Origin of the sequence: Paenibacillus oralis (assembly GCF_003863965.1) — a bacterium.
GTDB classification, from domain to species: domain Bacteria; phylum Bacillota; class Bacilli; order Paenibacillales; family Paenibacillaceae; genus Fontibacillus; species Fontibacillus oralis.
The window spans coordinates 2,444,371-2,470,623 of record NZ_RRCN01000001.1 but is presented as its reverse complement, the minus strand read 5'-3'; the positions used below and the strand labels follow the sequence as shown (position 1 = coordinate 2,470,623).

The 26,253-nt window shown below is 53.4% G+C and carries 22 protein-coding genes and 1 pseudogene; 13 read left to right on the top strand and 10 right to left on the bottom strand.

The genetic code is table 11. The features are described from left to right. Positions 1-7: 7 nt before the first annotated feature. The 3 genes from EHV15_RS11515 to EHV15_RS11505 form a co-directional block, all read right to left on the bottom strand. Positions 8-967: a tripartite tricarboxylate transporter substrate binding protein gene (locus tag EHV15_RS11515; RefSeq protein ID WP_128635289.1), complete on the bottom strand. Its 960-nt coding sequence runs from the start codon at positions 965-967 to the stop codon at positions 8-10. Positions 968-1,201: 234 nt separating this feature from the next. Next, the gene (locus EHV15_RS11510; RefSeq protein WP_246061471.1) at positions 1,202-3,538 is read right to left on the bottom strand and encodes a helix-turn-helix domain-containing protein; all 2,337 of its coding nucleotides are present in this window, start codon (positions 3,536-3,538) and stop codon (positions 1,202-1,204) included. 180 nt (positions 3,539-3,718) lie between these two features. Beyond that, the gene (locus EHV15_RS11505; RefSeq protein ID WP_218571225.1) at positions 3,719-4,690 is read right to left on the bottom strand and encodes a DMT family transporter; all 972 of its coding nucleotides are present in this window, start codon (positions 4,688-4,690) and stop codon (positions 3,719-3,721) included. 144 nt (positions 4,691-4,834) lie between these two features. Here EHV15_RS11505 and pdxR point away from each other — a divergent pair, with 144 nt between their 5' ends. Then, positions 4,835-6,235: a MocR-like pyridoxine biosynthesis transcription factor PdxR gene (gene pdxR / locus EHV15_RS11500; protein WP_128631320.1), complete on the top strand. Its 1,401-nt coding sequence runs from the start codon at positions 4,835-4,837 to the stop codon at positions 6,233-6,235. Between the two features lie 273 nt (positions 6,236-6,508). Here pdxR and EHV15_RS11495 read toward each other — a convergent pair whose 3' ends face one another. Next, positions 6,509-6,835: an L-rhamnose mutarotase gene (locus EHV15_RS11495; protein ID WP_128631319.1), complete on the bottom strand. Its 327-nt coding sequence runs from the start codon at positions 6,833-6,835 to the stop codon at positions 6,509-6,511. A 260-nt stretch (positions 6,836-7,095) separates the two neighbouring features. On the opposite strand from EHV15_RS11495, the gene EHV15_RS11490 reads away from it, so the two are divergent. The 6 genes from EHV15_RS11490 to EHV15_RS11465 all read left to right on the top strand — a co-directional run bounded on the left by EHV15_RS11490 (position 7,096) and on the right by EHV15_RS11465 (position 13,551). Continuing rightward, positions 7,096-8,706: a spore germination protein gene (locus EHV15_RS11490; protein WP_128631318.1), complete on the top strand. Its 1,611-nt coding sequence runs from the start codon at positions 7,096-7,098 to the stop codon at positions 8,704-8,706. Between the two features lie 51 nt (positions 8,707-8,757). After that, entirely contained in the window at positions 8,758-9,963 is a 1,206-nt protein-coding gene (locus tag EHV15_RS11485; RefSeq protein ID WP_128631317.1) for a Ger(x)C family spore germination protein, read from the top strand. A gap of 7 nt (positions 9,964-9,970) precedes the next feature. Next, entirely contained in the window at positions 9,971-10,210 is a 240-nt protein-coding gene (locus tag EHV15_RS11480; protein WP_128631316.1) for a hypothetical protein, read from the top strand. Between the two features lie 45 nt (positions 10,211-10,255). Next, positions 10,256-11,371 carry a GerAB/ArcD/ProY family transporter gene (locus tag EHV15_RS11475; RefSeq protein WP_128631315.1) on the top strand — a complete coding sequence of 372 codons (1,116 nt, stop codon included), beginning with the start codon at positions 10,256-10,258 and terminating at the stop codon, positions 11,369-11,371. Positions 11,372-11,582: 211 nt separating this feature from the next. Next, on the top strand, positions 11,583-12,524 hold the full coding sequence (locus EHV15_RS11470; RefSeq protein ID WP_178075826.1) for a phosphodiester glycosidase family protein: 942 nt from the start codon (positions 11,583-11,585) through the stop codon (positions 12,522-12,524). Between the two features lies 1 nt (position 12,525). Then, entirely contained in the window at positions 12,526-13,551 is a 1,026-nt protein-coding gene (locus EHV15_RS11465) for a bifunctional glycosyltransferase family 2/GtrA family protein (protein WP_128631313.1), read from the top strand. Here EHV15_RS11465 and EHV15_RS11460 read toward each other — a convergent pair. Continuing rightward, positions 13,505-14,350: an alpha/beta fold hydrolase gene (locus EHV15_RS11460; RefSeq protein WP_128631312.1), complete on the bottom strand. Its 846-nt coding sequence runs from the start codon at positions 14,348-14,350 to the stop codon at positions 13,505-13,507. The genes EHV15_RS11465 and EHV15_RS11460 overlap by 47 nt on opposite strands. Before the next feature lie 463 nt (positions 14,351-14,813). On the opposite strand from EHV15_RS11460, the gene EHV15_RS11455 reads away from it, so the two are divergent. Both EHV15_RS11455 and EHV15_RS11450 read left to right on the top strand, forming a co-directional pair. Further along, positions 14,814-16,043 carry a nitrate/nitrite transporter gene (locus EHV15_RS11455; protein ID WP_128631311.1) on the top strand — a complete coding sequence of 410 codons (1,230 nt, stop codon included), beginning with the start codon at positions 14,814-14,816 and terminating at the stop codon, positions 16,041-16,043. Continuing rightward, the gene (locus EHV15_RS11450) at positions 16,012-18,501 is read left to right on the top strand and encodes a molybdopterin oxidoreductase family protein (RefSeq protein ID WP_246061469.1); all 2,490 of its coding nucleotides are present in this window, start codon (positions 16,012-16,014) and stop codon (positions 18,499-18,501) included. Before EHV15_RS11455 ends, EHV15_RS11450 begins: the two co-directional genes overlap by 32 nt. Before the next feature lie 354 nt (positions 18,502-18,855). Here the strand turns inward: EHV15_RS11450 and EHV15_RS11445 are convergent, their stop codons facing one another. Further along, a complete protein-coding gene (locus tag EHV15_RS11445; RefSeq protein ID WP_128635286.1) occupies positions 18,856-19,299 on the bottom strand; it encodes an Hsp20/alpha crystallin family protein in 444 nt (147 codons plus the stop codon). Positions 19,300-19,604: 305 nt separating this feature from the next. Here EHV15_RS11445 and EHV15_RS11440 point away from each other — a divergent pair, with 305 nt between their 5' ends. Further along, positions 19,605-20,066: a hypothetical protein gene (locus EHV15_RS11440; RefSeq protein WP_128631310.1), complete on the top strand. Its 462-nt coding sequence runs from the start codon at positions 19,605-19,607 to the stop codon at positions 20,064-20,066. A 13-nt stretch (positions 20,067-20,079) separates the two neighbouring features. Further along, the gene (locus EHV15_RS11435; RefSeq protein ID WP_128631309.1) at positions 20,080-20,706 is read left to right on the top strand and encodes a TetR family transcriptional regulator; all 627 of its coding nucleotides are present in this window, start codon (positions 20,080-20,082) and stop codon (positions 20,704-20,706) included. Positions 20,707-20,743: 37 nt separating this feature from the next. On the opposite strand, the gene EHV15_RS11430 is transcribed toward EHV15_RS11435, so the two are convergent. Further along, entirely contained in the window at positions 20,744-21,820 is a 1,077-nt protein-coding gene (locus tag EHV15_RS11430) for a copper amine oxidase N-terminal domain-containing protein (protein ID WP_128631308.1), read from the bottom strand. Between the two features lie 108 nt (positions 21,821-21,928). Further along, positions 21,929-22,666, bottom strand: coding sequence for a DsbA family protein (locus tag EHV15_RS11425; RefSeq protein ID WP_128631307.1), 738 nt, complete (start codon positions 22,664-22,666; stop codon positions 21,929-21,931). Positions 22,667-22,845: 179 nt separating this feature from the next. Between EHV15_RS11425 and EHV15_RS11420 the strand changes: the two are divergent. Then, positions 22,846-23,333: pseudogene (locus EHV15_RS11420) on the top strand (CatB-related O-acetyltransferase). A 34-nt stretch (positions 23,334-23,367) separates the two neighbouring features. Further along, positions 23,368-23,949 carry a hypothetical protein gene (locus EHV15_RS11415; protein WP_128631306.1) on the top strand — a complete coding sequence of 194 codons (582 nt, stop codon included), beginning with the start codon at positions 23,368-23,370 and terminating at the stop codon, positions 23,947-23,949. Between the two features lie 62 nt (positions 23,950-24,011). Here EHV15_RS11415 and EHV15_RS11410 read toward each other — a convergent pair whose 3' ends face one another. Both EHV15_RS11410 and EHV15_RS11405 read right to left on the bottom strand, forming a co-directional pair. Further along, positions 24,012-24,551: a DoxX family protein gene (locus EHV15_RS11410; RefSeq protein WP_128631305.1), complete on the bottom strand. Its 540-nt coding sequence runs from the start codon at positions 24,549-24,551 to the stop codon at positions 24,012-24,014. Positions 24,552-25,372: 821 nt separating this feature from the next. Continuing rightward, positions 25,373-26,074 (bottom strand): SDR family NAD(P)-dependent oxidoreductase, encoded by a 702-nt coding sequence (locus EHV15_RS11405; RefSeq protein ID WP_128631304.1) that lies wholly within the window; start codon positions 26,072-26,074, stop codon positions 25,373-25,375. Positions 26,075-26,253 lie beyond the last annotated feature (179 nt).

Sequence of the window (26,253 nt, the reverse complement as noted above, 5' to 3'; positions counted from 1 at the left end):
TTTCATTTTATTTGCGGCCCAGTCCCAGCTCCGGAATCAGCGCCGCGTACAAATCATGGCTTTTCTTCAAATGCCGGCTAAATTCTTTTCCGTCCCGGACCAGCAGACCAAGCCCCATGGAACTCATCTCACCGATAAACTCCGGCTCCCTGGTGCCCTGAACGAAAGCTTCCGCCAACAAGGCTCTGATCTGATCCGAAGTTCCTTTCGGTACGGCCAGTCCGCGCCATGTTCCCGCGAATTCCACATGCAGTCCGGTTTCTTCCGCCAGCGTCGGAACTCCCGGGAGGGCCGCCGCCTCCTCATCCCCGATGATGGCTAACGTGCGCAGTTCCCCCTGCTCAACGTAGCTTTTGACTTCGGCCGGGCTCACGGGCACCGCGTCGACGAAGCCGCTAAGCAGCGCCGATATGGCGGGCCCCGCTCCTTCGTAAGGAATATGCGTGAACTTTACGTCCGCCTCTTTCTCCAGCATTGCGGCAGCCAAATGCCAAACGCTTCCCGTGCCGGCGTTCCCCATTTTGATCTCACCGGGATGGGAATGCGCATAATCGAGAAATTCCCGGACATTTTGCCAAGGAGCGTCCGCTCTGACGGTAATCGCGGCGGGATCACGGTTTGTTTGCGCGATGGGAATAAAGTCTTCATACGTCACCGGAAGCAATCCCAGATGCGGAAGAGTCGTTAATTCGGCCACGAGAAAAGTTACCGTATAGCCGTCCGGTTTGGCGTGCGCGCCCTCGGTCAAACCGATAGCTCCGCCGCCGCCCGTGCGATTCACCACGACAATCGGTTGATCAAGATGTTTTTCGGCCGCTTGCGCCAATGCCCTTGCGGTAAGATCCGTACCGCCTCCGGCGGCGTACGGTACGATCAAAGTAACGGGTTGCTGCGGGAAATCCGCCGGCGGGTTTGCCGATTTCGGGCGATCAGGCAGAACGTACGCCAACATAATGGTCAATAACATCGCTATTCCGATAACACACCCCCCTATCGCCAGCCGTTTTGAGCTCGCTTCCACTTTTCCGTTTTCTCCGCTCATGCTATTCCTCTTTTCCGCTAGTTCAGCTTGTTTAGTTCCCCTTGCGGCGGCCACCTCCCCATATGCAAATCAGCCAAATCATCATACCCAAAGTACGTGATTTAATTCTCAAGGGAAGTGTAAACGAACCGGCCGCCGTGAAACAATCGGATAATCTCCTTACGAATCTTCAAATATTCCGAATTTGCGTGTATTTGCCGGATCTGCATATTCGCCGGAAAATTTGTTGGTTTCCCGGTATTTGCCCGGCGTCATGGACTTGTTTTTGCGAAAGGCCCGGATAAAACTGTTTTCGTTCTGATATCCGACCCGGAACGCGATATCGGCTACTTTGAGCGATGTATCCTGCAATAGTTCGCAGGCTTTGTCCATTCTCAGGCTGGTCAAATAATCGTAAATCGTGCTGCCGGTTTCCGTTTTGAAAATCGAACTTACCGAGGAAATTCCCATGTTCACATGGTCCGCAATCTCTTGCAGTCCGATATTCGCCTGATAATTCTGCTCCATAAACCCGATCATCCGCCGCGCCAAAATAAATTCCTTCGTCTGCTTCCGGCTCTCCAGTTCCCGGGTCAGCGTACCGGCCAGAAGACACAGCAATGCTTCCGCCTCGGCCAACTCCATCGTGGTCAGCTTCTGCCACGTATAATCGTCCAGTTCGTTCGGGACGGGCAATCCGCGCGCCTCCGCCATGTTCAACATCTCTACCATAAGCTGGTCAACGAATTTATAGACGTTTTCCGGATGGATTCGCCCGCCGCATATGTCCCGCATCCAACGCCGCATCAACTGTATGCTCTGTTCTTCTCCGGACGTTTGCAGCGTTTCGAACATTTCCGTCTTCCAGCCTTCATGGAGGGTTGACGGGATGCCGTCTTTGCGGATACTGCATTCCCGATAATCCCTGGCCTGGCCATACCCATCGTACAGACGGTAGGACAGCGCCTCCTTTGCTTCCGCATAGGAGCGGTTGATCTCCGGGAGATGGGACACCTCTCCCCCGATTCCGATCGATACCGACAAGTGCAGGTATTCGCGAATGGCTTGAATCAGTTGACCGGCCGCGTCCTTGTACGAGCAAGCCTCCAGCGCTTCTTCCTTAGGCTGGAGCAACACCGCCATGTCCTCGTGATCCGCCGGCATCGTGACGCAGCGCCAAAACGGCTCCAGCTTCTCGCGGACAATGTTGTCCATCGCGTATTTCAGCAGCATCCGGTCCTCTTCCCGATACTCGGCGGCAAATTGCTGGTAACGGTCGATGGATATAATCAGCATGGCAAGCGGAGCGGCCGTCCAATCCTGAAAATAACTTCCCCACTTGGCCTGCATTTCCCTTGAGCCGATCGCCCGGCTTAATACTTCCCCGATCAGCTTGGAGCGAAGCTCCGGCAGGCTTTGCTCGGCGACCAGCGATTTGATGCGGAAATCGCCTACCCATCGAACGAGAACATGCTCCAGCTCGTACAGGCTGCCCCGGCCCGGCGATTCCTGACCGGCCTGGAGCAAGGCGTTGATCCGCTTCAATGGCCGGAACGCGGCGTAATTGTAGTAGTACATGGCCGCGCAGCCGATCCCGGCGGAAACCAGGGAGAACAGCAGCAGCACGTTGCGCGTAAGCGTGACGCTCTTCAGCAGTTCCTCCAGGGGGACCAGGGACACCAGCCGCCAGCCGGTCACATCGGAGAAGGCCTGGTTTGCCATATAGTCCTGCCCGCGCACTTTGACGTAGTCAAACGGCCGGACGTCCAAATCCGCAATCACCCCTCTCATTTCCTCAGACGTAAAGGGAAGATTCAGCTTGGGGTAAATCAATTCGCCATCCAGATTAAACACGAATTGATAATCCGACAAATGGGTGTAGGTTTTGGAAAACAGGCTGTCATAATCCAGATTGACGATCACCGCCCCGCCGACCTCGCCGCCACGCACGACCGGCCGCACCAGAGACAGCACCTCGGTCTGCCCGGTGAGTCGCTTAGGATTCGATTCCCCCGTCTCACCGCCGTTCCCGTAGACCCTTCGTTTGATCAGCAGCGGCTTGTCCCGGATTTCCTGAATCCAACCGGACCAGTGCGAATCGGACGCATCCGCCCAAGCCGGCTTTCCTTCAAACCGAGTCGATATCACCGTCCGGTCCCGGAATCTGACGAGATGAACCGAATGAATATCCGGCTCTTTGAGGCGGCTATGCAAATAGGAGCGCAGTTCTTGCACGGAAGGCTCACGGCCGCTGGCTTGCCCGAAAATATACGACAACACGCCCGGATCGTAAGAAATGTCCACCGCCTCGTTATCCGCTTCGCGGAACGCCCGGTTGGTCACGTCCAGGTTGATTTGCAGCAATTCCACATTCGGGGCGTTCAGCTCCGTGTCCAGCCCGCTCCGATACTGGGAATAGGAATACAACCCGATCGAGGTAATGCAGACCGGCACGAAAACCGTGAGCAGCAGGATCAGCCTCGTCTGCTTGTTCTGAAGTAAAAATTTAAATTTCATGCGAAACATCTTGATGCTTCACCCTTCCAAATCTATAGCTGAAATTTTTTCCGATAAATACACTTTACACCAAATCAATTCCACCACAGTGATTTTTTTTAAGTCTCCCTGCAGGGCGGTCAAAATGCAAACAGTCCCTCCCGGGGCCGGGACGGACTGCTGCCGCGATCACCTATTCACTTAAATCCTTCCGGGCAACTCGGTCCGTGACTTTTCCGCGCAACCCTGCTTCGGTTCAGGCTGGGGTTTTCCCGCAATCAGGATAATTCCCAAAATAACCAAACCCCCTCCAACCCACTGCAGCCAATAAGAATGTTCACCCAAAATAAGAACGGACAGCAGCAAAGCGGTAAACGGCATCAGTCCCGAGAAAGCGGCCGCCGTCGAAGCCAGGCATCTTTTGATGCCGGTGTACCATAACATGAAAGCCAGCGCCGTCACAAACGGACCATACCAGACTAAAGCCAGCCATTCTTGCCATCCGATCGAGCGCAGCGAAGAAAGCGGATGTTCAAAAGCGGCCGGGATGAGGCAAAGAAACATGGCCATGGCGGTAACAAGCGTGGTTTGAGTCATGGGCGGAATTGCCGCTCCCTGTGAGCCTGCGGATTTCATCGCAAATCTGCGCGACAAGATGTTGAACGAGGATTCGCTGATCGCCGCCAAAAGCACCAGACCGTTGCCGGCGAGATGGGCCAAGCTCATGGCCCCGGGTTTTCCCGCCGAAAACAACTGGATCAAAACAACGCCGCCGATGGCGCTAACGAGGCCCAGCAGCGCACGCCGGCTGATCGGTTCACTCAACACGAACGCAGCTAACAAAACGGTGATCGCGGGCGTTGCGCCCGTTAGGATTCCCGCCTCTCCGGAAGTGGTCTTTTCAAGACCGGTCAGCAAAAACATACGAAACAAAAAAATGCCGAACAGCGCCTGGAGGAATAACAATACTCCATCTCTAAGCCGCAATTGGCGGTATGCCCCCGTCAGTTCTTTCCAGCCGAGCGGCAGCATTATGCACAGCGCCAGAAATAAGCTGACCCCGGTGATCGTGAAAATTCCAAGTTGCTCGCCAAAAAAACGGGCCGCTATCACGGAAGTGCCAGCAAGCGAAAACGCTCCGGCCAAACATGCCATTCCCTTTAACCGTTCCAACGGATCACATCCTTACCTACGTATTGAGCGATAGTACAAACCTGAAATCATGATACAATCGGAGGTAGTGATATCTTAAAAAAAGACCGGTCTCCCGTAAAGAACCGGTTCGGCGCAAAAATAGGCAGTCCAGTTGGAGGTTTTATGTGGGGAATTGAGTTGCAAAGAGACAGTGAAGTACCTTTGAAACGGCAGCTTTACATGGCGCTGAGCGAACGGATTTTGAACGGCACGATCCAGGCGGGAGAAGCGCTCCCATCCACCCGGGGGCTGGCCCAAGAGCTAAAAATATCGCGCAATACCGTAGTAGAAGCTTATGACATGTTGGCGGTCGAAGGTTTCATTCTAAACCGCCCCGGTTCGGTTACACGAGTTGCCGAGGGACTGATTCTCGAAAAACAAACTCCACCGGCGGAATCGCCGAGGGATGGACGGCCTGCTCCGGTGCCGCTTCTGGCCGACTTCCGGACAGGCCATCCGGATTTGCGGCTGTTCCCCCGGTATCTTTGGCAGCAGCTATTGAAGCGAACGCTGCAGGAAATGCCGGATGCGCACCTGGGATATACGGGACCGCAAGGATTACCGAGGCTGCGCGAGGAAATCGCCGCGCACCTGCTCCGCAGCAAAGGCCTGTCCGCAAACCCGGAGGATATTTTTATTACGGCAGGGGCCACGCATGCCCTGAATTTGGTCGCCGACCTGCTGTACGAGGAAGGGAAGCCGATCTGCACGGAAGACCCCTGCAACCGGGGAATGCTGCAGACCTTATTGAACAAGGGGTATCCCGTTAACCCGATCCCCGTCGACAAGCTGGGGGTGCAAACGGAATATTTGCAGGATCGGCCAAGCTGCGCGGTATACGTTACGCCCTCGCACCAATTCCCGCTGGGAGGGGTTTTGCCGGCAAGCCGCCGCACCGCCCTGATCAGGTATGCCAGGGAACAAAGCAGCTACATTGTGGAGGATGATTATGACAGCGAATTCCGCTATTACGGCGATCCGGTAGCCCCGCTGTACGCCATGGATCCCGAGCGGGTAATCCACATCGGCACGTTCAGCAAAGTGCTCATCCCGGCGCTCCGGATCGGCTATGTCATTCTGCCGGGCAAACTGCACCAGCGCTGGCGTGGGCTGCGCACCCATTCGGATGTGCAGAACCCTCCGTTTGAGCAGGCGGTTTTGGCCGAATTTCTGCACAGCCGGAAATTTGACCGGCATATTCGCACGGTGAAAAAACATTACGGGGAGCGCCGCCAAGCCCTTCTTACAGCGCTGAAGGCTCATTTCGGCGATACTTGGCGTGTTTGGGGCGATGCTTCCGGACTGCATCTAGCCGTCCAGTTCCCGGGGATGAAGTTTGACGAGGCCTTCGTGAAGCACTGCATCAGCCACGGAATTCGCGTCACCCCGGTGGAATACCACTGTATCCATAAGGGAAATCATGTAGACAAGCTGCTGTTTGGTTACGGCCATTTGGAGCCGGAGGATATCGTAAAAGGGGTAGCTATGTTTCATGAGGTTGTTATGAGGTTTCAGGGGGAATGAACTCCTGCGACGAAATGCAAAAGTGCAGTTCATTTCCGCTCACAAGGTACTTTTTTATTGAATAGCCTCAAAAGAGATGTACTTTTACATTTCAATCGCTCCAAAAGGGGAGTTTACGGAAAATGGAATGCACTTTTGCAGTTGATTCAACAGCTCCTCCCCCCCTACTCCAGCCTCACATTGGAAATATCCAATCACCAGCCTCTGTATTGCTGCTTCATTTCCAATCAGATTGGATATTTCCAACGAGTAGTAGCGAGCGGCCTTTCCTTCCTACTTCAGATAAAAAACCTCCCGCATCGGAACGATCGGGCTTGGTTCATTGAAATCGAACGAGCCTTCGACCATGCCCGATGTAATTGCGTTCCAGCGCTGGCAAGCCTCGCTTTGGGCAATATAGTCGAACGCCGCGTCCACATCGTCGCACTCAAAGCAATAGAAAAACTGGTTCCCCTGCTGAAAAATCGAATAGTTGCGAATGCCCGCTTTGCTGTGCTCCTCCAGCACCTCCGGCCACGGATTCAAATGCATTTCCACATAAGCGTCCAAATGCTCTTCCTTCACGCGCCAAGTCCAGGCGAATTTCCGGCTTTGTTCCATGAATATCCCCTCCCAGGTTACCCCGCTAAAATAGTGAAAAAACACCCCCAGAACATTCTGCCGGAGGTGTTGGATAGTTCTATTCTAATATAATTCCTTCTATTCGGCGATATGCGGGACGACAAATTGAGCGGTTCGTCCGATAAGCCGATAATCGGTATTCAAATGATTTCGTCCCGATCGTAACCGCGGCTCCCGTTTGGACGGCTCTCCCTTCGGCAATAATGAAGCTAAAAACACCCTTGAGAGGGAGAACAGTGATGCGTTACCGCAGAAAATTCCATCGTAAGCCCGTTCATTTACTCAAGAAAGACACGGACTCCACAAGCCGGACACCAGTTTCGACCGAGCCCGAGCCCGGCGTTTTATTCGAAGAACTGGAAGCAAACTTGCAAACTATCCGAGAGACGCTCGGCCACAGTACGGACATTATCATCCGCAACCTGCCTGTCGGCTACGAAGGGAATCAGTCTATCGCCATACTCTATACCGACGGATTAGCCGATCAGAATATCATCACCGATTTCATCATGAAATCGGTGATGCTGGATATCAAATTGTTTGAACGCGCCGACCGGAAAATCGCCCTTCCCTCCGATGCCATACAGGCCCTGAAAAACTACGCGCTGACGATCGGGGATATCCGGGACGTCAGCGATTTTGCCGCCCTTTACCAGGCGCTGCTGTCCGGGGACACGATCATCCTGATCGATGGCCATAACCAGGGCATTGTTTGCAGCACCCGCGGCTGGAAGGACCGGGCAGTCAGCGAGCCGTCCGCAGAAAACGTCGTTCGCGGCCCCCGCGAGAGCTTCGTCGAATCGCTGCGCACCAATACAGCGTTGATCCGGCGGAAAATCAAAGACCCGCATCTGTGGCTGGAAACGATGCAAATCGGCCGGATCACCCGAACCGACGTGGCCATCATGTACATGAAGGGTATGGCCAATGACAAATTGGTGCAAGAGGTGCGCGACCGCCTGAACCGGATCGATGTCGGCAGCATTTTCGAGAGCGGATATATCGAGGAATCGATCCAGGATGAAACGTTCAGCCCGTTTCCGACCATTATCAATTCCGAACGGCCGGACGTGATCGCGGCTGCGCTGGTGGAGGGCAGGGTAGTCATTTTAGTGGACGGAACGCCGATTGTGCTGATCATCCCGACATTGTTCTCCTCTTTCCTCCAAGCCCCGGAGGATTATTACCAGCGCGCGGATTTCAGCAGCTTTGTCAGGCTGCTTCGTTACATTGGGATCCTCGTTTCTTTGTTCGCACCATCTATGTACGTCGCCTTCACGACCTTTCATCAGGAGTTGCTGCCGACGCAACTGCTGATTAGCCTGGCGGCGCAGCGGGAACAGGTCCCTTTTCCCGCCTTTATCGAAGCGCTGCTGATGGAGCTGACCTTCGAGATTTTGCGCGAAGCCAGCATTCGCATGCCGAAAAATATAGGCGCGGCGATCTCCATTGTCGGCACGCTGGTGATCGGGCAAGCCGCGGTTCAGGCGGGCATCGTGTCGGCAGCGATGGTGATCGTCGTGTCATTTACGGCGATCTCCAGCTTCATTCTGCCGGCCTACAATATGTCGATCGCTTTTCGCCTGCTGCGGTTTCCTTATATGGCGCTGGCCGCGTCCTTCGGCTTATTTGGCATCATCGTCGGCGGCATCGCTCTTGTTTTGCACCTGTGCAGCCTGCGTTCGTTTGGCATTCCGTACATGGCGCCGTTCGCTCCGCTTATCCCGACGGATAACAAGGATGCGCTCATCCGGCTTCCGCACTGGATGCTGGGCTCCCGGGTCCGTCTCATCAACCAGAGCAATATTACGCGCCGAAACAATACCCCCCCGCGGAAATCGCGGGAATAACGCGCTACCGCAACAAGCAAATCCCGCAGCGCACGCAAAGGAGACTTATCCGTGAGAAAAAACATGGCCGCTCTGATCCTGCTGCTTTCCATCGTCCTGCTGACTACCGGCTGCTGGAATCGCAGGGAGCTCAACGAACTCGGCATCGCCGTCGCGGCCGGCGTGGATATGGAGGGAGGCCGCTACCGTCTTACCGTACAGGTGGTGGATCCTGGACAGGTCACCGCGCAAAAGGGGGCGAGCGGCGGCGCTCCCGCCACGCTGTATACCGCCGAAGGGGATTCCGTTTTCGAAGCGGCGCGGAGACTGACGCAAATCAGCCCGAGAAAGATTTATTTCTCCCATCTTCGCATATTTCTGATCGGCGAGTCACTGGCCCGGCAGGGTATCGGGCAAAGCCTCGATTTTATATTTCGGGATCATGAATTCCGCCCCAATTTCTACTTGGTCGTCGCCAAGGGGGCAAGCGCTCAGGAAATGCTCAAGATCATGACCCCGCTCGAACCCGTTCCGGCCAACAAGCTGTTCTCGTCGCTGGAAACCTCGGAGATCAACTGGTCCCCCAGCCTTGCGGTCACGCTTGACGAGTTGATCAATAACTTGGCCAGCACAGGGCAGAGTCCCGTATTAACCGCATTGGAAATCACCGGAGACCCGAAAATCGGAGAGAGCAAAACAAATATCTCCAGTATCTACACGCCAACCCAACTGAAATTTTCCGGTTTGGCCGCATTCAATAAAGACAAGCTTATCGGCTGGTTGAGCGAACGGGAAAGCAGAGGATATCACAGTATCCATGGCGGCGTGAAAAGCACGGTCATGTTCGTCCGCTCCCCGGATAACGGCATGGTGATCATTGAATTCCTCCGCAGCAAAACGAAAGTGAAGGGCAAGGTGGTCGACGGGAGGCCGCAAATCGAGATTCAGTTCACAGCAGAGGGCAATGTCGGCGCCTCCGGTTCCAAAAACCTGAATCTGACCGATCCGAGCGTGATACCCGATCTGGAGAAAAAAATCGAGGAAAAGCTTATCGAATTTATGGAAACAACCATAGAAAAGGCGCAAAACGAGTTCAAAACCGACATATTTGGATTTGGCGAAGCCGTTCGCCGCGCCGACCCTCAGGCATGGAAAACGCTAAAAGAAAATTGGAATGAGGAGTACTTTACCAGTCTGCCGGTAAACATCAAAACGGATTTCATTATTCGCCGCATCGGAATGATAACAAGCCCAGTCACGGAGCAAATGGAGGAGTAGACATGCCATGTTATGGAGCGCAGGCATTCTGATCATTGCCGGCATCATCGTCTGGTTCGAGCTGCCGGCACTTTGGAAACAACAGCAAAAAAAAGACCTGTGGGCCTTCTGCATTCTGCTCGTAATAGCCGTAGGGTTCTCTATTCCGGTGCTGCTATTCCCCCATTTTCCCAGTCCGCTGCTCGTGCTGACGATCATATTCAAACCGATTATTGATTTTTTAATAGCGATCGGCTTAATTTCATAAACAAAAATGAATCGCTCGTTTAAGAAACGATCCGAGGTGAAAATCATGTTGAACGAAGTTCATATTTCCGTACGCCAGTTGACGATTGTCACGATCTTTTTTACGGTAGGCAGCGCTATTTTAATCACCCCTTCCGGCATGGCCCAGTTAGCCAAGCAGGACGCCTGGATCGCCGGTCTGATCGGAATCGGAGCGGGTCTGCTGATCGTCTGGTTCATGTCCAAGCTTGTCAGTCTGTATCCGCAAAAAAACTTGACTGAGATACTGGAAACCTTGTTGGGAAAATGGGTCGGAAAAATCGTTTCCCTGCTGTTCATAACTTCGTTGTTCAGCGCCCCTACAGCGGTATTAAACGATTTAGGCGATTTTATGACGACGCAAATGATGCCGGAAACCCCGATCGAAGCCATCATCATCCTGTTCGGGATCGTGGTTCTCATTGGCGTCCGCCTGGGGATCGAAGTGGTGGCCCGTTCTGCGGAGCTGCTGTTTCCCTGGTTTATCCTTCTTTATCTTCTATTGGTCCTGCTGGTCTCCTTCAATATAGATCCGCGTCATTTACAACCTGTCCTGGAGAACGGCTTTCCCCCGATCTGGCAGGCTGTGCTTACTTTTATCAGCGTCGCTTTTTTGCCGCATGTTTCGCTGCTCTTGCTCCTTCCGTCCTCCATGAACCGGCCTGCCGAGTTCGGCAGGGGTATCGTTCTGGGCAGCTTGATCGGCAGTTTGATGCTGGTGATCGTCATCACCCTGTCCATCTTCGTCCTTGGGGCGGAGATTACGTCAAAAAGCTTGTTTCCAAGCTATGTACTGGCCCAAAAAATCGACATCGGCCACTTTTTGCAGCGGGTTGAAACGATCGTGGCCGTCATGTGGTTTTTTTCGCTGTATTTCCGGATTACGCTGTACATGAGTTCGATTACGGTATCCCTTGCCCGGATTTTCAATTTGAAGGACTACCGGCCGCTCGTTTGGCCGCTGGGGATGCTCTTTATCGTCATGTCGTTCGTCGTTTACCCCAACGTCCCTTTCAGACAAGCCTGGGACGCCCGCACCTGGCCGTCGTACATTTTAACCGTCGGGCTGCTGCTCCCCCTTTTGTTGTTAGTCATTCATGGGCTGCGCCGCCTGTTCAAGAAAAAACAGCCGCAGCAGGCCTGAAGCCAATTTCAGCACATCGGCCTTCGCGGCCGACAACACCTCTCCGTGGATAAGCCGGTCGTCAGGCCGGCTTTTTTTGTCCCCCCCTTTTTCACCAAACCTTCAACCTGCGTTCAGTTGCGTTTCAGTTTGCCCGCTTATCATGTAGTTGCCGGAAGCGAAACCGAGTTTTCGGTTCAGGTGCCTAATCTTCAAGCGGAGTGTGAATAAGATGAAACCGAAAAAAAAGCTGGTCATCGCGGTGATCGTTCCGCTGCTGATCGTTGGAGGAACGCTATACGGGCTGGCGGACCGTTACTTAATTAAACATGTGGAGCGGGTTGTGTCAGAGGAAGGCGCGTCCCAGAGCGGCTTGAGTCCGCAGGAGACCACCACACCTGCGGAAGCCGATGCCAAATCGGATGATTGGAATTATGCGAGCGATGATATTCAAATCCATATCGATCAGGTGCAAACCGGTTCCGGGGCGGACCAAATTACGTATTACGCGGCCGATGTGCAGTTGAAGAACTCGGGCAGCCTGCTGTCCGCCTTTGCCGAAAACAGCTTCGGGCGCAATATTACGGAGAACACCTCGAAGATCGCCTCCGATAACGGCGCGATTTTTGCCGTCAACGGCGATTATTACGGCTTCAGGGGCGACGGGGTGATTATCCGGGGCGGAACGTTGTACCGGGATGAACCGGCAAGAACGGGGCTGGCGTTATTTAACGACGGAACGATGAAATCTTATGACGAAACGAAGGTTTCTTCATCGGCATTGCTGGAGCAGGGAGCGGTCCAAACGTTATCGTTCGGTCCGGCATTGATCCAGGATGGTGAAGTGAACAGCGATTTGGACAACGTGAAAATCGACACCAATTTCGGGAACCGCTCGATCCAAGGCGCCAATCCCCGCACCGGCATCGGCCTGATCGCGCCGAACCATTACGTGTTTGTCGTCGTTGACGGGCGCGAGGAAGGCTACAGCCGCGGCATGACGTTAACGGAGTTTGCCCAGGTGTTTAAGGATTTAGGCTGCACCGAAGCTTACAATCTGGACGGAGGAGGCTCGTCCACGATGTATTTTATGGGCCGGGTCGTTAACAATCCTCAAGGCAAAGGGCGGGAGCGCGGCGTCAGCGACATTCTCTACGTGAAAGAGGTGAACTGACATGACCACGATTCTGATCCCCGCCTATGAGCCGGACGAGCGTCTGCTGAATTTGATCGGACAGTTGAAAAACATGCCGGAAACCCGGATCGTGATCGTCGATGACGGCAGCGGAGAGGTGTACCGTCCGATTTTTGACATGGCCCGGGCGGCGGGATGCAAGGTGCTGCGGCATGATGTCAATCGCGGCAAAGGCCGGGCCCTGAAAACGGGCTTCCGTTATTTGCTCGACACCGGGGAGCGCGGCCCCGTGGTTTGCGCCGACAGCGACGGCCAGCATCTGCCCGCCGATATCGGCCGGGTCGCCGCTGCCGTGCGGGAGCAAGGCCGCAGCCTCGTCCTCGGAAGCCGCCGCTTCACCGGCAAGGTTCCGCTGCGCAGCCGGCTTGGCAACGCGGTAACGCGTTTTGTGTTCGCCTTTACGACCGGGACGAAAATTTACGACACCCAAACCGGGCTTCGCGGCTATTCATCGGACATGCTGGAGTGGCTATGCTCGGTTCCGGGGGAACGTTTTGAATATGAAATGAACCTGTTGCTTGGGGCTAAACAAAAAGGATACACCCTGCAGGAGGTGTTTATCGATACGGTTTACCTGGACGACAACAAGTCCTCCCATTTTCGGCCTTTGGCGGATTCCGCGCGAATCTACCTGCCGATTCTGCTGTTCAGCGCCTCGTCCATCCTGTCGGCGGGCCTCGACTTCGCGCTGCTGTTCCTGCTTCAGGCGTTCAGCAAAAATCTGGCGCTGTCGGTCGCGGGAGCGAGAATTTGCAGCTCCGCCGCCAACTTTGCGATGAACCGCCGGTTCGTGTTCGCCCACGGCCGTTCGGCCAAGCTGTACGCTTCTTTGCCGCGGTATTTTTCGCTGGTTCTGATCGTATTATTGCTGAATATGGGGCTGATGCATGTATACCATGACCTGGCCCGCATTCCTCTGATCGCGGCCAAGCTGCTGACCGAAGGCTCGCTTTTTCTGTTCAGTTATTGGGCTCAGCGTAAATATGTGTATTCGGATCTTCGATAAATTTTACAAGCTCCCGGTTGAACTTATCCCGTTCCTCATAAAACAACCCATGCCCGCTGTACTGGAACCACACGAGCCTGGAACGCTTAATCCCTTCATGCTGGGCCGCCGCGAGCTCGGGGTAACATACCTTGTCATGGATGCCGTGCAGAATTAACGTCGGCACTTCGATCTTGCCGAGATCGGCGAACAAGCTTTCGTCGCGGAAGGAAGCGGCTACCTTGGCCGTCGCGTTGCCGGAGGCCGCATATTCGATTTGCCGGACCCAGTCGCTGAAAGGCTTCGACAGATGCTGAAAGAAAAACGTATTCTCCAGGTTGAAAAGCATGTTTGGACGGTCGTTATACGTCTGCTCAATGAGCTCGCTCACCGCTTCCTTCGGTTGTCCGTACGGAAAACCGGGGCGGCGGGTAACGCTCGGGGCGGCCGCGGCAAACAGCGCCAGCTTCGCTACGCCATGCCCTTGGTGGCGGGCCATATAGCGGATGGCGGTTGCTCCCCCGTAAGAGTGGCCGGCGAGTATGAAATCGCGGAGGCCTAGCGCATCGACCACGGCGCGGACGTCGTCGGCCATCCGGTCCAGACGGTAGCCGTCCCAAGGCTTGTCGGATTCGCCGAAGCCGCGCAGATCGATGCCGATGCAGCGATACCCTTGGGCCGGCAGCACGTTAAATTGATATTCAAACGCCCTGTTGCTTAACGGCCAGCCGTGGATGAACAAAATCGTCCGTTTCCCCGCCGGATGGATGTCCTCCACAAAAATTTTCACATGAGGCTCCACGCGCACAAAATAACCCATATCTGCTACCTCCGGTTCCTAAGGATTCAACAGAATCAGGTTATTCGAGCGGAGGGGAATGGGTGAATGCCTAATTGTCTTTGTAAATCGAGCATAATCGTCAGCGTCGCAGGTTTACGTCATTATACATGACATAAATATCTCATATATTCTAACTTTTTTCTCAAATATACTGGTTATTTTGCTTTATTTTATATATGAAAGTATCTTTCTGTAAAAATTATGAACGTTTTTTGTAATTTATATTGACACGCTCTTTTTCTGCCTCATATAATTTAACTACGTTCACAATGTCGTGACGCTTATATTCCGGTCCCCGCACAACGCTGTGCCGGCCGGTGGCAACGGAGCCGCACGGGCAATCGCTATCGATTGTTCCTGCGGCTCTTTCTGTTATTTGGCAAGCTGAAGTTAAAAAAAGAAAGCGCCCTTAGGGGCGGAAAATGGGGAGGAGATCGATGGGATGGAACGGACCGGATTTTGGAAAACCGGGCATAAGCCCTCGCTATTCAGCGCATTTCTTTATTTTGACGTCAGTTTCATGATTTGGGTGCTGATCGGACCTCTGGCGGTCATTATGATGCAGGATTATCCGATGAGCGCCTCGCAAAAGGCCAACTTGGTCGCCCTGCCGGTGCTCGGCGGCTCCGTGCTCCGGCTGGTGCTGGGTGTGCTGGCCGATCGCATCGGCCCGAAACGGACCGGCCAGATCGGCATGATCGTCACCATGATCCCGCTCATTTATGGCTGGCAGTTCGTGAGCTCGCTCGGCGAACTTTACATTGTCGCCCTGCTGCTCGGCGTGGCCGGCGCTTCTTTCTCCGCCGCGCTGCCGCTTGCCAGCCGCTGGTATCCGCCGCAGTATCAGGGCCTGGCGATGGGGATCGCCGGAGCGGGCAACAGCGGCACGGTGTTCTCCACATTGTTCGCTAACCGGATCGCCCAGCATTACGGCAGTTGGGAGGTCGTCTTCGGACTGGCGCTGATCCCGATCGTCATCGTGTTTATTGTTTTCTCGCTGCTGGCCAAAGACAGCCCAAGCCAGCCCGAACCGAAGCGGCTGAAGGATTACGCGGCGGTGCTCCGCCAGCGGGACACCTGGTTGTTCTGCATGCTGTATATGGTCACCTTCGGCGGTTTTGTGGGCATGTCCAACTATTTGACGATTTTTTTCAATACCGAATATGGGTTAAGCGCCGTTAGAGCCGCCGACTTTACCACGCTTTGCGTGATCGCCGGCAGCTTTTTCCGGCCCGTTGGCGGCTGGCTGGCCGACCGGGTGGGCGGCATTCGTATGCTGCTCGTGCTGTATGGCGGCGTCGCCGTCATGATGGCGCTGATCTCCTGGCTGCCGCCGCTGTCCCTCGTCACCGTGCTGCTGTTTATTTGCATGATGTGCCTCGGCATGGGCAACGGCTCGGTATTCCAGCTCGTTCCCCAGCGGTTCCAACAGGAAATCGGCGTCATTACCGGCATCGTCGGCGCGGCCGGAGGGCTGGGCGGGTATTTCCTGCCGAATATCCTGGGGATATTAAAAGAGCTCACGGGTTCGTATACGCCGGGCTTCCTGATCCTGAGCGGCATCGCCATCGCCTGCATCATTACGGTGCTGCTGATCCAAGGCGAGTGGAAACGGACCTTCCTCGAAAGGAGCGGTGCGTATGACGCTTATACCTACAGCCGCCAATCCTGACGGGCGCCTACGTACGCACTGCTGTTTCTGCAGCATGCAGTGCGGCATTGAGCTGCATCCGCTGGGGGGAGCGGCGGGCCCGGGAGCTGCGACAAGGCCGGGTGTTGCGGTAGGGCCAGGTGCTGCGACAAGGCCGGGTGCTGCGGCAACGGGGACAGGAGCCGGGGCGAACACGCTCCGCGCTGCAACTACAGCTCCCAGTTCGGGGGCGCGTTGTGCGGCGGCGATGAGTGCGGAAAAGTCCGGGATCGCATCGCTCAGTACGGCAAACGCACTTGGGTATGAAGCGAAACCCAGCCCCGATTTCCCCGTAGCTACCGGGAAGTTGTGCCAAAAGGGCCTTCACTCCGTGACTCACGCGGCGCATCCCGAGCGGATTCTCGCTCCGCTCCGCAGACGGGAGGAAAGCGGGATTAGCGGCAGGCCCTTGGTGGGGAGCGGATTGGACGCGGCTGGAGGGTCTGCTGGTGCCGGGCTGCGGCGAACAGCGCATGGCGTCCGGCCGGCCGCGACGTGGCAGTCCGCAACCTGGACGGAAGCGCTTGACGATATCGCCGCCCGGATTCTCCGCTTGCAGGAGCAGCACGGTCCGGACAGCGTAGCCGTCTTCGGAGGCGGGTCGCTGACGAATGAGGTTTGCTATCTGCTTGGCAAATTCACCCGTGTGGCGCTCCGCTCGCGGTACGTGGATTATAACGGCCGCTACTGCATGTCCTCGGCCGCCGCCGCCCAGCAAAGAGCCTTCGGCATCGACCGGGGGCTGAATTTTCCGCTGGACGATATCCCCAAGGCCAAATACATCATCCTGGCCGGCACCAACATCGCGGAGTGCCAGCCGACCATGATGCCGTATTTGCTTGCGGCCAAAAAGCAGGGCGCCGTGCTCGTGACAATCGATCCGCGCCAAACGCTGACCTCCAAAATCGCCGACCTCCACATCACGCTGCAGCCGGGCCACGACTCGCTGCTCGTTAGCGGCATGCTGCACGTCCTGCTTGAAGAGAATTTGTACGATGCGGAATTTGTATCGGCTCACACGGAAGGATTGGAAGAAGTGCGCGAAGCCGTGCGGCTTTTTCCGCCGGACCGGGTGGCCGCGTTGACCGGGGTTGCCGAAGACACGATCCGCACCGTTGCCCGGGGTTTTGCCGCCGCGGAAACCGCGATCGTCCTGACGGCCCGCGGGCTGGAGCAGCAGGTCAACGGGGTCGAGCATACGCTCCAGTACATTAACCTGTGCTTGCTTGCGGGGCACATCGGCAAACCGGGCAGCGGGTTTGGCTCCGTGACCGGGCAGGCCAACGGGCAGGGCGGGCGCGAGCACGGTCTTAAGGCTGACCAGCTCCCCGGCTACCGGTCGCTCGAAGATCCGGAGGCCCGGGCTCACGTGGCCCGCGTCTGGGGGATCGAGCCGGCCGACCTGCCGGGCAAAGGCGTCTCCGCCTATGAGCTGTTCGGCAAAATTTTGGACGGCGGCATCAAGGCGATGATTGTTCTCGGTTCCAATCCGATCGTGTCCAGCCCCAATAACGCCAGGGTCGCCGAGGCGCTGGCCAAGCTGGAATTGCTCGTCGTCGTCGACCTGTTCGAAACGGAGACCGCGGCTTACGCGGATTGGCTGCTGCCCGGCACGTCCTTCCTGGAAGCGGAAGGCACGCTGACCAATCTGGAGGGCCGGGTGTTTCACCGGCCCCAGGCTTTTGCTCCGGCAGGGGATAGTCTGCCGGATTACCGGTTCATCTGCGCCCTGGCCGAGCGGCTGGGCCGGGGGCAGTATTTCCGGTACACGTCGGTTTCGGACGTGTTCGACGAGCTCTGCCGCGCTTCCGCCGGGGGCAAAGCCGATTACAGCGGCATGAGCTATTCGCGGCTGAAGGAAGCGCAAGGGCTGTTCTGGCCGTGCCCGGCAGCCGGGGAAGAAGCGGCGGCAAAGCCGGCAGGCCACCCCGGGACGCCGCGCCTGTTCGCGGGCGGCGTCTTCCCCCGTGCAGGGGGCCGCGCCCGCCTGCACGGGATCACGCCCCAGCCGCCGGCGGAGAGCGCAGATCCGGATTATCCGTATCTGCTGACGACCGGGCGGCTGGCGGGCCACTACCTGAGCGGCGCGCAAACCCGCCGCACGGAGGCGCTGGCGAAGAAGGCGCCGGAACCGGTAGCGGAGCTGCACCCCGCTTTGGCCGAGCAGCTTCGCCTGCGCCAAGGAGAACGCGTCCGGCTGACGACCCGCCGGGGCTCGTTGGAGTTTGCCGCCAAGCTGGCTCCCGACATTCACCCCAGGACCATATTCGTCCCGTTTCATTGGGGCGGGGAGCTCGCGGTCAACCGGCTAACCAACGATGCCCTGCACCCCATCAGCCGGATGCCGGAATTCAAGATTTGCGCGGTGCGCGTTGAGCAGGCTAAACCTGTGCATGACCCACCGGTTCCCGAAACAGCGCAGAAACCCTGCTCAAAATAGCGGAAAACGCCAACTTGTGTAGTAAAAAGTTAACTGCATCTCTAGTGAAACCCACGCTCATTGGATAAGATCCAATAGATTGACGGAAATCGCACGCAATTGGGAACTCCAATTGGAAAAAATCCAATAGACTTCACTCAGATCGCCCGCTTTGCGCCTTACCGAGTCCAATCTATTGGAAATATCCAATTAAACCGTCGTATTTACTAGTAATTTTCCAATTCTATTGGATATCTCCAATCAGAACGTGTCAGGCCGAAAGCGGCAAAAAGTAAATAAGCAGCCATCGGCTCCACTATATTCAAACACAAAAAGGGCTGCGCCAGAAATCCCCTGGCCAGCCCGCAGGTTATTTTAACTCTCCTCGATTTCGATGCGTTTCGATCTTGTTTGACCGCGTTTCGGCACTTCCAGTTTCAACACGCCGTCCTTGAGGGACGCGCGAATGCCTTCTTCGTCGATGTCCTGAACGTAAAATCTGCGCACGTATTCGCCATAGCGGCGTTCCTTCCGGACGATTTGCTGCTTGGAATCTTCCACGTTGTTGTCTTCATTGCGCACCGCTTTAATCGTCAAGTAAGGATTCACGTAGCCGATTTCGATTTCATTTTTTTGAAATCCCGGAAGTTCGGCTTCCACCAGATAAGCGTTCTCCGTTTCGTGAATATCCGTTCTAAAGGACATGACCTGGCCTTTCAGCGGCATGAAAAAATCGTCGTTAAACGCATCGTTAAAAGACTTCACCCATTGACTTAACGCATCTTCTCTGTGTCTTCCAAAAGGAATCAGATCAAACATCATTTATTCCCCTTTCTTTGACCTTATTTGACCTTACACCCTCATTATATGCTTGCGGTCAGAGAATGACAAAAGCGATCTCCGGCCAAAGAGCCCCATTACGAGGCATTTTAGTCCAATTTTTGCGGGCGGGGCAAATCAACCTTTCGATTTGACCTTGTTTGACCTTCGCACATCCCCTTGTTTTTTTCCCGAATTTGTATTTATATGCTGGCCCGGATTGACCGCAATAATTCCGCATGATAAAATCTGATTAATCACTCAAAAATTAGATCATTCAATCAATTTTTCAAGGAGGAGTCTTCATGCAGCAAGACAGCAGGGAGAATTTGGCTCAAGAATCGCCGGATTGGCTGGGGAAAACGCTGGCTTTACTAAGTGCTCTTCTAGTCGCAGGGGCATTTTGGTATACTTGGTATAGTTACCAGGACTGGATGGCCGGCACCGGAGTTCCTTGGTATGGCTGGATCCGGCTTGCTTTTACGCTCCTTATCGGCGTTTTCTGCTTAGCGGCAACCCTTTTGTTTATTATGGGAAAACGTTCCGGATGGTCCGTGTTCCGAGCCGGTTTAGTTCTGGTTCCCGTCATGCTGGCGTCAAACTTGATCATTCTGATCATCCGGGCGGTTATCGGCGTCTTCGAAGGTAAGGCGCTGCCCCTTTTCGAAAAGATATTCAGCGACCCGAAATCGATCGCCGTTCCCGTGATCATTCTGGCCTTGGCATTGCTCGGGGCATTAAGCAAGAAAGATCATAAAAACGAATAGTTGGAGTAATCGTATGAACGATAATCACAAACCGGAAACAAAACAATCTTTCATTGCGGAAGCAAGACGCGAACAGATCATTGAGGCTGCGATCCGGACATTGGATGAAATCGGCTATGTTCACGCGAGCCTCGCCCAAATCGCCAAACGCGCGGGTATCAGCACAGCGCTTATTTCCTATCACTTCGCGGATAAGAACGATTTGATGAATCATCTGTTGATGAAGCTGGTAGAATTATCGACCGCCTATGTCCTGGACAGGGTGCGCCCGGCAAATACGCCGGAAGAAAAGCTGGAAGCTTTTATTAACGCCAGCTTGGCCTATCAGGGAACCCATCCCGCCCATAATACCGCTCTGATCGAAATCGTCTTTAATGCTCGAACTCCGGACAATATTCCTTACTACAAGTTAGACGATGAGGATGAAGAGGAAGAGCCGCTTGCCCGCGAACTGAAGACGATCCTGGAGGAGGGCCAGTTCCAAGGTGTGTTCGGAGATTTCCATACGGGGGTCATGTGCAAGATGATTCAAGGGGCGATCAGCGAATACATGCTTACTTCAGCCCATAACAAAGAAACGGACTTGGAGACCTACAGCAACGAGCTGGTGAAGATCGTAAAGCGAGCCGTGGAGAAATAAACGACAAAAGCGACCCCGAAGGGTCGCTTTGATCTTGTTATTCTTCGCTTGTCTCATTCACTTCATTGTAAATAATAACGGACTGTGTTTCCTGCTCCCATTTCACCGTGGCTTCAAACGCCTCGCCAATGAAACGAACCGGCACGACGGTGCTCCCGCCGATTACGGCAGCCGGCGCGTCAAGCGTTTGCTTCACGCCGTTCTTGTACGCGGTTTTGCTGTTAATGATCAGTTTCAAGGTAACTCCGTCCTTGGTTACGGTAATCGACTTATCCGACGGATCATAGGTTACTTCCGCCTGCAAAGCTTCGGAAATGGCGCGGAACGGTACCAACGTGCTGCCATCTTTTACAATCGGCGCTACCTCCGTCGCGGGCTCTTCCCCGTTCACATACAGCTTAACGCCCTTTTTGCCCAACTTGTCATACAGCTTGCCGAGCTTTTTGTAAGATTCAAGGTTGGTTATGTCGGCCAATACCGCTTCTTTCTGGACGTAAACCGCATCGGTCACGCTGCCGTCCTGCTCCAGCATATCCGCCGCTTTGGTCAAAGCCTGCGCCGCCTCCTTGATCCCTTCCAGTTCCGTCTTCATTTCATCCGTCAACTGAGCGTCGTATTTGGTGAGCAAAAGATCGGCCAGCACCGCACCCGCCGGCTTGTCCTTCACGTTTTCGATCGCTTTAAGCAACCCTTTGTAACCATTGTGGCCTGGACCATACGTTTCCGAAGTGACTGTTGCCGGTTTATTTTCCTTTTCCTTAACCCCTTGCTGTCCTTTAGTCTCCTTGTTTGTCTTGGAGGCGCTATTGCTATTGCTATTTCCCTTGTCTCCGTCTTTGCCGTCATTGCCATGCGGCTTGTCCGAATTCACCGTTTCCTTGGCTTGATCCTTGGCTTGATTGGATTCCTTGGCTTGATTTGCCCCCTTGTCATCGCTTGCATTGTCGGCTTTTTGGTTTCCTTGTCCCCCGCCCGATTTGGCCTGAGAACCGGTCTCCGCTTTCTTGTCCGTCCCGCTTGCGCCGCCTGCTTGCCCCGGCTTGGCCAAAGCGGTTCCCGCCGACAGGCTTACCGCCAAAATACAGGAGAGTGTGATGATCCAGCTTTTTTTCATGTGTTTGTTTGCCTCCTCAAAATGACTGGTTTATTTTTTAAATCGGTAAATCACGTCATTTTATAAATACCACTTTGTCGAAAAAACAGAAAAATTGTCGATCATAACTCATGGCTGTTCATTTTCCGTAGACAACTGCGCCTCGATGGCTGCCACTAGATCTTCATAAGAAGAACTTGGAAGCAGTTCGCCGTTCACCATAAACTGCGGAGTTCCGTTAACGCCGTAGTATCCCGCCGTCTTAAAATCTTCCTTCACCGGGAGCATATAAGTCCGGTCTTTCAAATCCTTGGCAAAACGCTCGTAATCGATGCCGTCGATATTGTTTTTGACAAAATCGAGCAAAAACTCGGAGGTGGCCCAAATTTCCGATTCCTTCCCTTGATTCGCGTAAAGTTCGCGCTTAAACTCCCAAAACTTCTCGTTGCTTTGCGCAAAAATCGCTTCTCCCGCACTGGCGGCCATAATCGAATCCCGATCTATGAAAGGAAAGTTGGTAAAGAACAGCTCGACTTTCCCCGTATCGATAAAATCTTTTTGAAAACGCTCCATATTTTCTTCTTCCCATGTTTTACAAGCAGGACATTTGAAATCGGCAAATTCCATGACCTTCACCTTGGCGTCAGGACTTCCGAGATGCGGCTGCTTTTCGTATTTCAGCCCTTCCGCGACAAATTTACCCTTAATTTCCGTATAGTTGGGCAGATCGTTAAGGTTGGGAGAGGCTGCCGAATCTTTGAGAAAAATCATAGCAAGCGCAATTATCACCAGGCTTACGAGAATGATTAAAAGTAAAAATGTGCGGTTTGAAACTTTCGGCTGTTTACCTGCCTTTTGTTGAATCATCACTAATTCCCCCAATGCTCAAGTTTTTCCTAATTTTATCGAATAAGCCCGGTTATAAATGTAATTTAAGTCACATTATCCTTCTTTTTGGAAAATTGTGAGATGTTGTGATTTTCGCAGGATGAAGATGGAGAATAGCACAATAAAATATTAGGAATCATCGAAGGAGGGATTTTTATATGCAATACGGGCCTGATCCTAATGCAATCTACCCAAATGAGGCAATCAAAAGTATATGCTATATTAAAAACGTTGTAACACGCCCAAATATTATTGTCGGTGACTACACGTATTATGACGACATAAACGAGTGCTGAAAAATTTGAAGAGCGTGTCACACATCACTATGAATTTGGCAGACTTACCCCTTAAAGGTGACACTGTAATTGGAAACGATGTGTGGATCGGTCAAAATGTCACTGTAATGCCCGGGGTACATATTGGTGATGGAGCAATCATTGCAGCCAATTCTGTCGTGGCCAAAGATGTTCCCCCTTACCATATTACGGGCGGGAATCCCTGCAAAGTTATTAAGAAAAGATTTGATGACGAACTCATCGATCATCTCCTTCCTATTAAATGGTGGGATTGGCCTGCGCGTAAAATTTTTGATCATCTTGAAACTCTATGCAGCGGGGATCTGACAAAAATCAAGGAAATTCAATAGCTCATTATGAGCAAAATGGGAAAGAGATTGATCTATGCCAAATTTATTAAAGGTAGGAGCATTTATCATCAGCTTAAGTGTATTATCGGGTTGTCTTAATAGTAATCAACCTCAAAGTGCAATTAGCGACGCGGGGAACGCGCAAAATTATGCAAACGAGGATAAAGGCACGGACGAAAATTCCGAATATATAGTGTTTACTAAGCATCAAGATCTAGACCCCCCGACGCTTTCTGACTTTAACGAAGGTGTACATGTTGACTTATCAAAGTATAAGCGGAGCTTTTTCACCGATGAGATCATTGACATGGTCGGCAAAAATTTGGAAGCTATTGTACAACACGATGAAACACAGTTTTTAGAGAACACTAATGAGGGCTATAAAGAGCAAAACCTAGCATGGTTTAATAATAATGATAACTATCAACCTGGAGTTGAGTACGATTTTCATGAGGTTACATTAATTGAAAAAATCAAGGATATTGGACGGATTAATGTTGCTATTGCATTTTTAAGAAAGAAAAATGATGGTACCATTGAAAGAGGCACTGCTCATTATTCATTCCTGCAAAATAAAAATGGGGATTGGGAAATAACACTGCTTGACGCCAATTAAAAAAACGCGAGCCCCGGGGTTGTTGCCCTCGGGGCTCGCGTTCATATCCTGCATAATAGCGGTTAAGCCGTGCGCTTTATGTTGCGTGGTTGTTCCGGATTCGGAAGTTCCGTTCCGGCTGCTCCGGGTTTGCGGAACAGTTTGCGCAGGTAAGGGAGCACGTAGTAGTCGAGGCCGATTTTTCCGGCGTTGGCGGCGGCGGCGATCACCAGCACTTCAAGCAGCAGCATTTGCGCGTTTGTGCTTACCGTTCCGCTGAAGAGGAACGCCGCGTTCATCAACAGGCCCATCAGGGCGGCGAAGGTGGTGAAGGTGCCGAGGATCAGCCCCAGGCCGACCAGGAACTCGCCGTAAGGAACGAGGATGTTGAAGATGCCTACGTTAGGCAGGGCGAAATGTTCCAGGAAGGTGGCCCACCAGCCTTGGACAGCGGGATGATCGCCCGTGCTGTTCGCGATCGCGCCGGTGAGGAAGCCCGCGGCGTCGAAGCCGCCGGTAATTTTATGATACCCTGCTTCAATCCATTGGTACCCGAGGTAAACCCGGATGACGGTCAGCAGCCACATGGCGATTTTATTGGTTCTCAGGAAGTTGTTAAACATATTTACCACTCCTTAAGGTGATTTGTTCGATTAATTTTGTTTGTTTAAGGATGATCATCTTTGATGTCTTTATTATAAGTGATTTTTTTCACAATACATGTGATTTAAATCACATATACCACATTTTTAATAAATGGTTTTTTAAACATTCAATTTTTACGGCTTTCGAGGCGACTTCGCAGATCAGATCCGGCAGTTGTTGCAAAGCCAGCGCGGCAGTGATAGTGCCTGCTTTCTGCTCCAGCGCTCTCAGGGTCTATGCATGGAATGGGATAGTTGCAAAATATACAGTTACTTATCCGGCAATACGGCCACAGCGCTTGATTAAGTGCAAAACCTGCAATTACTCCGCAATCTTTCGAAGGAAAGGGGAAATAAACGGGGAATAACTGCATGAAATGCAATTAAACGAAAGATTGGGTAGATTGATATCAAGTTAGTTGTATGATTTGCAATTAAGGGTCAGTGCCAAACCGATCAAGGCTCTAGCCCAAAAAGAAAAGAGGCTCCACCGCCCCCTGCTCCTGCACAAGGTGGAAAGCCCCTCCCTTATGTAACTTGCCTCAAGGCTGCTAACGGACATGAATGACCTTATTTGCCTGAAAAGAAGCCGTTTCAATTTCTAACGGACAGGAGAGCCGCTATTTGCTCGAAAATGGCCGGATACATGCTCATTTGTGCCGAATAAGGGCTGTGGTGTCCGTTACATTTTGAAAACTGCGAATTTCACCCAAATAGCGGCGCTGGTGTCCGTTAGAATTCGGCATACTGTTTACCTTAGAAAGGTACATTAGTTGCCTTAGAAAGGTGCGTTAGCTGCCTTAGAAAGGCATCGCCTCTCCTTCACGGTCGATCATCCAGGCCCCGGCATCGGCCTCGATTTTTCCTTCAACAAGATCAAGAATGCTTTGCGCCGTATCCGCCGGATCGCCAGGGGCTTCGCTGCCGCCCATCGGGGTGCGGATCCAGCCGGGATGCAGCGCGTATACGGCAAAACCTTGCGGGGATAGCTCCTTGCGCAGCTGAGCGGAGAAGAAGTTGAGCGCCGCCTTGGAGAGCCCGTAAGGATAGTCCCGGCCGTGGGCCCACGAGAAGCATCCGGCTTCCGAGGATACGTTCAAGATGCAGGGATGGGCGCTGTTTTTCATCAACGGCAAAAAATGCTTCACCATTTTCATCGGGCCAAGCAGGTTCGTCCGGAAGGTATTCTCCACCGCCGCAAACTCAAGCTGTTCAATAGGCTGTTCGCGAGCAAGCAAAATGCCGGCGTTGTTGACCAGCGCATCCAAAGCGCCCCACTTGGCCGCCATCGCCTCTTTGGCTTTAAGCACCGACTCTTCCTCATCGACATCCAGCTCCAGAAGCGTCAGCCGGCCTGACGCCCGGGCCTGCAGCTCCTGCAGCGGCTCCATGTTCGTATCCAGGGATCGAAGACCCGCAGCTACCTTATGTCCCCGCCCCAGCGCTTCCTTGACGATCTCCCGGCCAAGCCCCCGGCCCGCTCCCGTAACGATCATTTTCATGATTCAACAATGCCTCCTATTCGGATAATATTAGAGCTTCACCTTGAATCCGCTTTCAATTTGCTTGGGTGTCATTTTCCAGCAGTTAATTCACTCCCATCTTAGCATAAAAGAACCGTTTAGAAACCAAAAAGTGGAAACCCGAACAATGATTCTTTTGCCTGTTGCTTGTCCACCAC